Below are 10,706 nucleotides of genomic sequence, written 5' to 3'. Positions count from 1 at the left end.
CCCACGCCCGCGCAACCTGGTCGCCGCCCGCCGCCCGGCCTTCAGCAGCACCTTCAGCAGCAGCAAAGGAGCCTGATCATGCCCAGCCACGACCTCCGCCCGCCCCCGGCCGTCTCAGAACTGCGCGTCTACCCGGGCGAGCCCGTCCACTGCCCGCACGTCCGCCGGCTCGTCCGCGCCGCGCTCGCCCACCACACCGCCATCGTCGACGACGCCGAACTGGTGGCCGCCGAGCTCTTCGGCAACGCCTGCCGCCACACCCGCAGCGGCGAGCCCGGCGGCACGCTCGCGCTCGGCATCAGCGCCCTGCCCAGCGGGCTGGCCGTCGTCTCGGTGACCGACGAGGGCCCCACCAGCGCCGAACGCCTCACCGGTACCGACACCTGGCCCGAACTGAAGTCGCCTACCCCCGGCTCCCCCGGGTGGCGCGGCCTGCACCTGGTCGCCGCCGTCGCCGACGGTTGGGGCCACACGCCGGCGGAGGACATGGGCCTGACCGTCTGGGCGGCCTTCAACCTCGCCACCCTGTCCCTGGACGGCCTCACCGACCGCGCGAGGCTGTAGCTCCAGCAGCGCCGCGCAGTCCCCGCATCCCGCCATTCACCATCACCGACCCCTGACCTTCCTCGATATGGTCGCCCGACCCTTCCCCCTTGGGAGAATGGGCATCCCGGCAATGACTTTCCAAGGAGCGGCGATGAGCACAGGCCTGGACAACCGGCCCAGCGCGACCACGTATGAGGTCGAACGGCTCGTCCAGATGGCCTGGAAGGGACAGATCAGGGTCCCCCATTTCCAGCGCGGCTTCCGCTGGGGACGCGAAGACGTCGTCCGGCTCTTCGACAGCATCAACCGCGGCTATCCGGTGGGAAGCCTCCTGCTATGGGTTCGCAGGGCCGGCGCTCAGCACCTCGCACTCGGTCCCCTCAAGATCGAGGCCGACGAGATGGAGGAGGCTCTGTGGGTCGTCGACGGTCAGCAGCGCGTCATCAGCCTGGCCAGTGCGCTGCACCCGCAGGTCGGTCAAGATCCCCGATTCGCTCTCGCCTACAACTTGCGGGACGACAAGTTCATCCCTCTCAAGCCCGGCGTGACGGAACCCCACATCATCCCGCTACCTGTCCTGTTCGACCTGCCGCGCCTTCTGCAGTGGTTCTCCGAGTTCCCGGAAGCCGCCGAGTACCAGGAGCAGGCCTACCGGCTGACAACCGTGCTCCGGCAGCACCCCGTTCCCGCCTACCTCGTGAAAGAGGAGAATCCCGAGGTCCTACGGGACATCTTCGACCGGATGAACAGCTACGGGAAGCGGCTGAGCCGTGCGGAGATCTTCACGGCGCTGCACGCGGGAGACGAATCGGAGGACACGCCGAACCTCCGATTCGGCGCCATCTCAGCGGAGATCGACCAGCGGAGGGCGTTCGGCAGGATTGACGAAGACACGGTGAACGCCGCGATCCTCGCTCGGCGCGGTCCTGATGTGTATCGCGAGATCCGAAGCGAGTTCAGCACGCACAGCCGGCGCGGAACCATCGACTTTCCCGGCGAAGACAGGGAGACCGCGTTCCAGGCGGGCGAGAAAGCCCTGCTCCTGGCAGTCGAGTTCCTACAGCAGGACGCCGAGATCCCCCACTTCACCCTGCTGCCCTACCGCTACCTGCTCGTGGTACTCACCCGTGTATTCGGCCACTTCCCGAACCCCGACGCCACCAATCGGAGGCTGCTGCGCCGCTGGCTGTGGCGGGCGGCGCGGCTCGGCCCGGAAGTCTCCCGGGGCAGTACCACCGGGGCGGTCCGCCAGCTCTGCGGCAAGGTCCGCCCCGACAGCCTCACCGGCTCGGTGCAGGATCTCCTGAAGACGGTGGCCCGTGACGAACCCCCGCTCCCCGACGTCCGCCGGTTCCGGACGAACGAAGCCGCGGCCAAGATCGTCCTCTGCTCCTGGTGGGCTCTGAAACCGCGTGACCCGAGCAGCGCGGAGCCCTTCGACACCGGACAGCTCGCGGAGGCCATCGCCGACCAGAGCACGGTCGCCGATGCGGTCAGGTACATCTTCGCCCCAGGCACCGTTCCCGACTCCCAGCGCAGCTGGGCGGCCAACCGGCTCCTCGTGCCGACGATGACGCGCGAGGAGGGAAAGACCATCGGCGAGGTCCTCGCGACACCTCCCCTCTTCGCCGACGAAGACGACGAATGGGAGGCAACTCTCCGCTCACACCTCGTCATGCCCGGCGACCTTCCACTCCTCCGTGACGGGCGGATCTCCGACTTCCTGGAGAGGCGACAGGAAACCCTCCTCCTCCACCTGGAGGATTTCCTCGACCAGATGTGCGAGTGGGACTTCGAGGACACTCCTCCGATCAACGACCTCGTCATCGAGGACCTGGCAGACGAAGGCGACGATGGAACTCTCTGAGACCCGGTACGCGGTCCTGCTCCACGGCGATCGCGTTGGGACGATTCACCAGCGCGGCGACCACACGCGGTTCGTTTTCACCGAAGACCACCTGCGCGCCCCCGAGCGCGCGATCCTGGGGCTGCGTTTCGAGGAAGACCTTGCCGGCCGCCACGCCGCCGCGCTGCGGCTGCCGCCGTGGTTCTCCAACCTGCTCCCCGAAGGTGCGCTTCGGCAGTGGATCGCCGACGACCGCGGCGTCTCGGCCGATCGGGAAATGGAGCTGCTCGCCCAAGTCGGCCACGACCTCCCCGGCGCGGTGCAGGTCCTGCCGTGCGACGACGAAGGCTTCCGCGGTCTCGACTGGGATGAACACAGTGATCCGCCGCGCGCCCCGGGCGGGGCCTTTGACCACCCTGAGATGCGGTTCTCGCTGGCCGGTGTGGCGCTGAAATTCTCCATGCTCGCCGAGAACGACCGGCTCACCCTTCCGGCCTACGGCCAGGGCGGCGACTGGATCGTCAAGCTTCCCGACCGCGCCTACAGCGACGTTCCCCGCAACGAGCACGCGATGATGACCCTGGCCGGAGCGGTCGGCATCGACGTCCCCGAGGTGCGCCTGTACCACCGGGACGAACTCGACACCCTTCCCGCGCGCATCTGGCCCGACCACGAGGACCTCGCCTACGCTGTCCGGCGTTTCGACCGCGACGAGCACCGGCGGCCGGTGCACATCGAGGATCTCGCCCAGGTGCGCGGGATCTACCCGAACGAGAAGTACAACGGCAACTACGAGACCGCGGCGTCGCTGATCTACCGCCGCCACGACGTCGCGGCCCTGCGGGAGTTCACCCGCCGGCTGGCGTTCAACGTCCTGATCTCCAACGGAGACGCGCACCTGAAGAACTGGTCGCTCATCTACCGCGATCCCCGCCGTCCGACGCTCGCCCCCGCCTACGACCTGGTCTGCACCAGCGCCTACATGGGCGAGGGCGAGACCCTCGGAATGAAGTTCGCGGGATCGCGCCGATTCGGCGACGTCACCGTGCGCTCGTTCGACCGCTTGGAGAAGCGCCTCGGGGCCGAGGGCGCCGACCTGTCCGAGACCGCAGCAGCGCTCGCCGACCGTGTGCGGACGGCGTGGCCCGAGATCCAGGACCATTTCGCCAGTACTCCCGAGCTGCGCGAACAGATTGCCGCCAGCATCGAAGCGCGCTCCCGCACCCTGCTCGGCTGACGAGGGGCGATCCCTACGTGCAAGCAAAGAGCTGGAACGCATGCTGGAACAGGGCACTTGCGGCCCGGGCTCCCCGGCCGAATTCGGTAAGCTGAACCGGGCATCCGACAGCGCATCCCGACAGCGCAACGCCCGAGGCTCCGCGGTTCAGCCCCTACTCAGCTCCGTTCGGCGTTCGCGCCGCCACTGGGCGACCGCATCGACCAGGACCGCCGCCAGGCCCTGCGGGAAGGGGGCCGTGCCGCCGCGAAGGCCGCGTCTACTTCGGCCGTGAAGAAGTCTTCGGCTTCGTCGCCGCCGGTCACCGCAGCGCGGGCCGCTCTGGCCTTCGCCCAGAACGCGTAGATGTCGCAGCTGGTCATCAGGTGGCGCAGGGCGCCGCGCAACTCGTCGAGTTCGATCGTCTGGGTTTCGTAGGCGACCTTCTGCAGGTTGAGGACCAGGTTGCAGTAATGGTCCTTCCGCGTCTCCCGCGATCCCGGGTACACCTCCGGCCAGACTCCGAGCAACTCGTCGTCGTCGATCGCCATCTTGACGATGTCGGTGTGGATCTGCCGCAGCGAGATCTCGCTGCTGCGCCGCTGGTCTTCCATCGCCAGGTCCAACTGCGACCTCTGGTTCTGCAGATCGCGCCGCTGCAGGAAAAGCGTCAGGGCGATCCCGACGAAGGCGACACCGGAGAAGAAGACACCGACCGGGGCGACGGCCTCGCCGATCTTAGACCGTTCACCCGCACACTGGATGCTGCGCTGCGCTCGCAGGTCGAACTGCTGCTCACCGATCCTGCGCAGCGCCAACGCGTGGACGTGCGCAACCTGGACCGGGTGGCCTACGAGGTGGTGTCCCACGAGCGCGGTGCCGGTCCGGCTTTCCCCAATGCGCGGGATCTCGAAGACCTCTGGGACGAGGACGGCGCCGAGCGGGACCTGTCGGGTGCCTTTCTGCTCGCCGAATGGGAGCAGGTCATCCTGGCCCAGGACCTGCGCACCGAGCGGGCCTATGTGGACGCCGCGCGGCGCGGACGAGGCAGCCGCCTCGGCGTCGACCAGAAGCGCAGCGTCTGGCGCGCCGTGCTGGAGGCGACGAAGCACATGGCTACCGCCAACCAGTGGACGTTCACACAGGTGGCCGCCGCGGCCGCCGAGATCCTGGAGCGCACCGGAGAGCGACGCTATGAGCACGTGGTCGTCGACGAGGCGCAGGACCTGCACCCGGCGAAGTGGCGGCTCATCCGCGTGCTCGCGGCCGAGGGGCCCGACGACCTTTTCGTCGCGGGCGACCCGCATCAGCGCATCTACGACCACCGGGGTTCGCTGGCCTCCCTGGGTATCCACGTGCGCGGGCGCAGCCGCAAGTTGACCGTGAGCTATCGCAGTACCCAGGAGATCCTCTCTTGGGCGGTGCAAGTCCTGGGGGCCGCGCCGGCCACCGGCCTCGACGACCTGGAAGACAGTCTCGACACCTACAGTTCGCCCCTGCACGGCCGCCGCCCAACGGTGTGCGGATTCAGCGAACGCGCCGCCGAACTCGACGCCTTGGCGGAGCAGGTGCGGGAATGGCTCGGCAACGAGGTCGAGGCCGGCTCCATCGGAATCGCCGCACGAACCCGCAAGGTCGCCGAGGCGGCGGCGGCGCGCCTGAAGGAGGATGCGATCGACTGCGGCGCTCTGGCCAAGGGGCCCGGAGTCCGGGTGGGCACCATGCATGCCCTGAAGGGGCTGGAGTTCCGTTGCGTGGCCGTGGTGGGTGTCGAGCACGGGATCGTGCCACACGAGTCCCGGATTGCCGACAGCATCGAGGATCCGACCGGCCACGCCCACGGTCTGCAGCGCGAGCGCAATCTGCTTTTCGTCTCCTGCACCCGGGCGCGCGACACCCTGTCTGTCTCCTACAGCGGTGCCCCCAGCCCGTTTCTACCCGCGCAGTGATACGGGAGGACAGATAGATCCTCCGTCTCGGCCCGCCGAATGGCGTAGCCCGCAATGCGCGAAAGCGGCGCGGCCTTGGCTTGCTCCTCAGCCCAGCTCTCGCCGAAACCACCGCCCGGCCGCGGGGGCGGGTCGAGTCGGTAGCATGGCGGGCCTTGCAACTGCCCGAGGCGAGGGAGATCGCGCGTTGATGGCGACCGCCGAGGTGGAATGGGTCCGAGCCGACGAGCGCGCCCGCGGTCTGTCGCGAGGAAACCACCGGTTCGGCGGCGGAACCCGGCAGAATCCCCGGGATGGGTGCGACGCAGGCGGCGCTCTCGTCCCGGGCCGCAGAGGCTGCAGAAGTCGCGCGACCGCGATTCCCGCCGCGCGTGCGCGCTCGGGCCGCGGGGGCCGTCAGGGCGGCGCGGCCGCCGCCGGGCGGCGGGCGTGAGCGGCGGCCGTGACGTGCCCGCGGGCGCGTTGCGGCGGGTACGCGGAACCGCCGTCGCCCTCGAAGCACCCGGTGCGCAGCTGGCGCGCCTGCCCGAATCCGTCGCCGGACTGCGCGGACTGCGCCGCATCGACCTCGACGACAACGCGCTGGAACACCTGCCCGCCTTCCTCGCCGACCTGCCGCGGCTGCACACCCTGCTGCTCTACCGCAACCGGCTGAGCACGGTCCCGCCCGAACTGGGCGCCGCACCCGCACTCAAGCGGCTCAGCCTGGGCGCCAACCGACTGCAGGCCCTGCCCGAGACCCTGTGCGACCTGAGGGGGCTGCGCTGCCTCAACCTCGCTGAGAACGCCCTGACCCGCCTGCCCGAGGGCATCGCGCGCCTGCACCGGCTGCGAATGCTCGATGCGGGCCACAACCGGCTGACCGAACTGCCCGCGGACATCGGCGCGCTCACCGCGCTGACCGACTACCTCTACCTCAACGGCAACCGGCTCAGGCGCCTGCCGCCCGAACTGGGGCGGCTGCGGCGGTTGGACTACCTCGGGGCGACCGACAACCTGCTCACCGGCCTGCCCGACACGATCGGCGACATGGCCTCCCTGCGGGAGCTGCGCATATACCGCAACCGGCTGGAGCGCCTACCCGAGACCATCGGAGGGCTGGCGCGGCTGCGTGAGCTGCACGCCGCCGGCAATCGGCTGAGGTCGCTGCCCGAGAGCATCGGCCGCCTGGAAGGGCTGCGCCACCTGGACCTGCGGGGAAACCCTCTGGAGCATCTGCCTGAGGCCGTCGGGGGCCTGGTGAACCTCACCCACCTGGACCTGCGGGGCGCGCGCCTGCGAAGGCTGCCGCCGGTGCTGGCGGAGCTGCCGCGCCTGCAGAAGCTGGACCTGCGCTGGACCAAGCCCGACCGCCGCCCCGGCTGGCTCGGGGCGTTGCGGCGGAGGGGGTGCGTGGTCCTGGAGTGAGCGCCGTGCGGGCCGCGCCGGTGTCCCTCACATCGGGGGCATGACCCCCAGGGCGACCAGCAGCCCCGGTATGCCCATGAACACACCGCCCAGAACCAGCGGCGCGCCCAGGGAGCCCGCCACGGCCACGCGCGCCCGCACGCGGTGGCGGCGGGTGTGGGACAGCGCCAGTGTGCCGAAGCCGACCGCGGACAGCAGGAAAAACAGCACGTAGGCGGCGCCGGCCGCGCCGATCCGGTCGGGGCTGCCGGTGATGCCGGCGGCCAGGCCCAGCGCCTGGACCAGGGAGCCCAGCCCGTAGACGCCCAGGGTCGCAAACGCCGCCCACAGCGGCACGGCCAAGAGGGGCGCCGGCGCCCAGCGGCGCTCGGGCGCCACCGACAGCAGCGCCATCCCCGCGCCGACGATCTTCAGGCCCACCACCAGCCAGTTCATCACCGCCAGCCCGGCGGCGTAGTCGGCGTAGGGGCCGGCGGAGAAGCGGTCGGTGGCCTCGAAGACGACGTTGACCAGCGCGAAGCCCGCGCAGGCCAGGGCCGTCAGGACTGCGGTGGCCGTGACGGCTCTGCCGGGCCGGGCGGGTTCGGTCGCCGACGGTCGGGACTCTGCGGTGGGGATCGAGGATGCCATGGGACGATTCGACCCTCCCGGCGGCCTCGGCGGCTCCCCCGCTCGCGGGAGATCAGAGGGCTCCGATCCCCCGCGAGCGGGCCTCCGCGTCCCGGCGGGCCCCCGCGTCCCGGCGGGCGGCGCGGCCGGCGTCAGGGCAGGGGGCGGCTCGCGGTCGAGGAGCGCCGGAACAGCCGGACCAGCGACAGCGTGCCGTCGTAGGGCGTGTGCGCCCGCACCAGCAGCGAGCACGGCCGCAGCAGCACCAGCCCCACCAGCAGGAACACCGCCGCGCCCCAGGCGGCGCGGCGCTGCCCGTGCAGTCGGTAGGTGTGGGGCCAGGCCCGCAGGTAGGAGTACAGGTCGCGCACCGAGGCGCCGATGCGCCGCGCCGAAACCGGTACGCGCAACCGGTCCACATAGCGCACGCGCAGCCCGAGCCGGTTCAGGTGCACCGCCAGGTCCAGGTCCTCCCACATCCCCGGCTCGGCGCAGGTGTGGCCGCGCACCTCGCTCCAGCACGCGCGGCTCAGCGCCATGTTGGAGCCCCACAGCATCGCGTGGCCCGACAGCAGCCGGTTGAGGCGGTGGCAGAAGAAGCGGTGGGCGGCCAGCCCTGCCCGGCGCAGCGGGATGTCGTAGAACCAGGACGGCCCGGTGACGGCGTCGGGGCACGCGCCGGTGCGCGGGTCGGCGGAAAAGGCCTCGACCAGCTGGGCCACCCACTCCGGGCCGACCATGGTGTCGGCGTCGATGCGCCCCAGCACGTCACCGCGGGCCTCGTCGAAGCCCCGGTTGCGGGCGTGCACAGCCCCCTGGCGGAACTCGCGCACCACCCGCACCCCGGACCCGCCGAACGCCTGGGCCACCTCGGCGGTACGGTCGGCGGAGTTGTTGTCGACGACGATGATCTCCTCGGCGGGCACACTCTGGCGCGCCAGCGCCTCCAGACAGCGGCCGATCACCGCTTCCTCGTTGTAGGCCGGGACGATCACCGAAATCCTCACGGGACTGCCTTGTCGTAGTCGGGAACGAGCGGGGCGCGCCCGGACCGTCCGGCGGCGACCGGGCGCGGATGCGAGCGCTGTCAGCCTGGTGTATCGGGTCCGGTCCAACCGGCGGTGTCGGCCAGGTGAAATCCCGCCCGGCCGGCAATCGTGCGCTGCGAGGCAAGCATGGCACGTGCCGCGGCGCCCTCACGCGGACAGCGGACTCGCTCCGCGCCGCACAGGGCGCGCGCGGCCGGGCGCAGGCACTGTAGCGCGATCACACGTCCGAGGGAACTTGCGGCGCGCCGGACTCGCTGCTGCTGCAACGGCCGCGGCCGCGGTCGATCCCGTCGATCCGGCGCGCGCCGCCCCGCGAAGGGAGCCGCGGCCGCGGGCCCCGAAAACCGGTTGGCGAGCGGCCCGGCGGCACCTACGATCCGGCCCATGCGCGAGATCGCCCGGCTACCCAAGGCCCACCTGCACGTTCACCTGGAGAGCACGATCCGCCCCGACACGCTGCGCGAGATCGCCGCGGCCAACGGGATCGAACCGCCCGGCCCGGCCCCGGAGCGCTTCGCCGGGTTCCGCGCGTTCGCCGACCGGGGCGCACGGGTGCGCGCGTGCCTGCGCAGGCCCGAGGACTTCGCCCGCATCGCCCGCGAGTTCGCCGCCGACGAGGCGGCCGACGGCACCCGCTACGCCGAGGTCACCTTCAGCGCCGCCGCCCACGGGGAGCGGCTGGGCGATGCGCGGATGCCGCTGGAGGCGGTGCTGTCCGGCCTCGCGCACGGCAGCGCGGCCCACGGCCTGCACACCCGGCTGATCCTGGACCACTCCCGGCGGCGCCCGGTGCAGCGGGCGCGCCGCACGCTCGACCTCGCGCTGGAGCACCCCGAGCACGTGGCCGCGATCGGGATGGCCGGCGAGGAGTCCCACCCGCTGGCGCCCTTCGCCGAGGTGCTGGCCCAGGCCGCCCGCGCCGGGGTGCACATCGTCCACCACGCGGGCGAGGCCGGGGGCGCCGATGCCGTGGCCGAGGCGCTGGACACCGGAGCCGTGCGCATCGGCCACGGCATCGGCGTGCTCGGCGACGCCGCGGTGGTCGAGCGGGTGCGGGCGCAGGGGGTCGCCCTGGAGGTGTGCTGCTCCTCCAACGTCGCGCTGGGGTTCGCCCCCAGCCTGCAGGAGCACCCGCTGCCGCGGCTGCGCGAGGCGGGCCTGTCGGTGACGCTCAACACCGACGTGCCCGACGTCGCACGCACCTCGCTCACCGGCGAGTACGAGCGCGTGCGCGCGGCCTTCGGCTGCAGCGACACGGAGATGGCCGCATTCGCGCGCACCGCGGTCGCCGCCTCCTTCGCGCCCGCGCAGCTCAAGCGCGGCATGGAGGCCGACATCGACGCCTGGCTGGCCGGTGGGCCCGCGTAGGGCGCGGGCGGGCGCGCCCGCGGCGGTCGGCGGAGGGATCAGGGCCGCCAGACCATGGTGCGCTGGTGCAGGCGGCGCCCGTCGTGGCGCAGCCCGGGCACCAGCGGGGCGGGCCCGTGCTCGGTGAAGCCCATGCGGCGGAAGAACCGCACGGCCCGGGTGTTCTCGGCCAGGGTCTGCAGGTGGCAGCCGGGTGATCCGGACGCGGCCACCCGCTCCTGCCAGGCCCGCATCAGACCTTCGGCGGCGCCGGTGCCGCGCGCGGGCTCGGCGACGTTGATGTGCAGGTGGGAGGGCCAGCGGGGATCGTCGAAGCTGCCTGCCGCCGGTCGGCGCAGCACGCCGGCCCAGGCCGTGTCGAGCAGGCTGCGCGCGAAGAAGGCGGCGGGACCGGGCTTGAGTATCAGCCGGTGGGCGCGGATCGCCTCGCCCATGCGCTGCTCCTCGCTGGGGAAGGCGGCGGTGTCCAGGCAGCCGGCCAGGTAGCCCACGAGGGCGCCGCCGTCCTCGGCCACCAGCATCGACCCGGAGTCCAGGTCGACGTAGGGGGTCAGGTAGACCGCCGCCTCCGACGGGGCGTGGCCCCACAGCGACTCGGTGGGCGCTCCCCGGCCGGCGTAGGCGGCCAGCGCCTCCAACTCGGCCCGGTCTGCGGTCTGGAACGCGCGGATCCGCATGCGGCCTCCTCGTACCGATGGGCGGACACCCCTCCGAGT

General features: G+C 71.8%; 10 protein-coding genes. 6 read left to right on the top strand and 4 right to left on the bottom strand.

The genetic code is table 11. The annotated features are described in order from the left end of the window. Positions 1–78: 78 nt before the first annotated feature. The 3 genes from RM446_RS11085 (at position 79) to RM446_RS11075 (ending at position 3,629) form a co-directional block, all read left to right on the top strand. Entirely contained in the window at positions 79–564 is a 486-nt protein-coding gene (locus tag RM446_RS11085; protein WP_311545131.1) for an ATP-binding protein, read from the top strand. A 133-nt stretch (positions 565–697) separates the two neighbouring features. Beyond that, positions 698–2,413: a DUF262 domain-containing protein gene (locus RM446_RS11080; RefSeq protein ID WP_311545130.1), complete on the top strand. Its 1,716-nt coding sequence runs from the start codon at positions 698–700 to the stop codon at positions 2,411–2,413. Continuing rightward, the gene (locus RM446_RS11075; RefSeq protein WP_311545129.1) at positions 2,400–3,629 is read left to right on the top strand and encodes a type II toxin-antitoxin system HipA family toxin; all 1,230 of its coding nucleotides are present in this window, start codon (positions 2,400–2,402) and stop codon (positions 3,627–3,629) included. Before RM446_RS11080 ends, RM446_RS11075 begins: the two co-directional genes overlap by 14 nt. 158 nt (positions 3,630–3,787) lie before the next feature. On the opposite strand, the gene RM446_RS11070 is transcribed toward RM446_RS11075, so the two are convergent. After that, positions 3,788–4,477 carry a DUF6082 family protein gene (locus tag RM446_RS11070; RefSeq protein ID WP_311545128.1) on the bottom strand — a complete coding sequence of 230 codons (690 nt, stop codon included), beginning with the start codon at positions 4,475–4,477 and terminating at the stop codon, positions 3,788–3,790. Between the two features lie 243 nt (positions 4,478–4,720). Between RM446_RS11070 and RM446_RS11065 the strand changes: the two genes are divergently transcribed. Further along, positions 4,721–5,557: a 3'-5' exonuclease gene (locus RM446_RS11065; protein ID WP_311545145.1), complete on the top strand. Its 837-nt coding sequence runs from the start codon at positions 4,721–4,723 to the stop codon at positions 5,555–5,557. A gap of 429 nt (positions 5,558–5,986) precedes the next feature. Continuing rightward, complete coding sequence (locus tag RM446_RS11060; RefSeq protein ID WP_311545127.1) at positions 5,987–6,964, top strand: leucine-rich repeat domain-containing protein; 978 nt, start codon at positions 5,987–5,989, stop codon at positions 6,962–6,964. A gap of 27 nt (positions 6,965–6,991) precedes the next feature. On the opposite strand, the gene RM446_RS11055 is transcribed toward RM446_RS11060, so the two are convergent. After that, entirely contained in the window at positions 6,992–7,594 is a 603-nt protein-coding gene (locus RM446_RS11055; RefSeq protein ID WP_311545126.1) for a hypothetical protein, read from the bottom strand. 131 nt (positions 7,595–7,725) lie between these two features. Beyond that, positions 7,726–8,580, bottom strand: a complete 855-nt coding sequence (locus RM446_RS11050) for a glycosyltransferase (RefSeq protein WP_311545125.1) — start codon at positions 8,578–8,580, stop codon at positions 7,726–7,728. A gap of 426 nt (positions 8,581–9,006) precedes the next feature. On the opposite strand from RM446_RS11050, the gene add reads away from it, so the two are divergent. Beyond that, on the top strand, positions 9,007–9,990 hold the full coding sequence (add, locus tag RM446_RS11045) for an adenosine deaminase (RefSeq protein WP_311545124.1): 984 nt from the start codon (positions 9,007–9,009) through the stop codon (positions 9,988–9,990). 38 nt (positions 9,991–10,028) lie between these two features. Here add and RM446_RS11040 read toward each other — a convergent pair whose 3' ends face one another. Further along, the gene (locus RM446_RS11040; RefSeq protein WP_311545123.1) at positions 10,029–10,667 is read right to left on the bottom strand and encodes a GNAT family N-acetyltransferase; all 639 of its coding nucleotides are present in this window, start codon (positions 10,665–10,667) and stop codon (positions 10,029–10,031) included. Positions 10,668–10,706 lie beyond the last annotated feature (39 nt).

The sequence above is a fragment of the Streptomonospora wellingtoniae genome, assembly GCF_031845375.1.
Taxonomy (GTDB): Bacteria; Actinomycetota; Actinomycetes; order Streptosporangiales; family Streptosporangiaceae; genus Streptomonospora; species Streptomonospora wellingtoniae.
This window is presented reverse-complemented; position numbering and strand designations above follow the sequence as displayed.

What these genes read in the sequence shown, in the direction of transcription:
- add (WP_311545124.1), top strand. Translation starts at nt 9,007, where the DNA reads ATGCGCGAGATCGCCCGGCTACCCAAGGCCCACCTGCACGTTCACCTG.
- RM446_RS11065 (WP_311545145.1), top strand. Translation starts at nt 4,721, where the DNA reads ATGGCTACCGCCAACCAGTGGACGTTCACACAGGTGGCCGCCGCGGCC.
- RM446_RS11085 (WP_311545131.1), top strand. Translation starts at nt 79, where the DNA reads ATGCCCAGCCACGACCTCCGCCCGCCCCCGGCCGTCTCAGAACTGCGC.
- RM446_RS11055 (WP_311545126.1), bottom strand. Translation starts at nt 7,594, where the DNA reads ATGGCATCCTCGATCCCCACCGCAGAGTCCCGACCGTCGGCGACCGAA.
- RM446_RS11080 (WP_311545130.1), top strand. Translation starts at nt 698, where the DNA reads ATGAGCACAGGCCTGGACAACCGGCCCAGCGCGACCACGTATGAGGTC.
- RM446_RS11040 (WP_311545123.1), bottom strand. Translation starts at nt 10,667, where the DNA reads ATGCGGATCCGCGCGTTCCAGACCGCAGACCGGGCCGAGTTGGAGGCG.
- RM446_RS11075 (WP_311545129.1), top strand. Translation starts at nt 2,400, where the DNA reads ATGGAACTCTCTGAGACCCGGTACGCGGTCCTGCTCCACGGCGATCGC.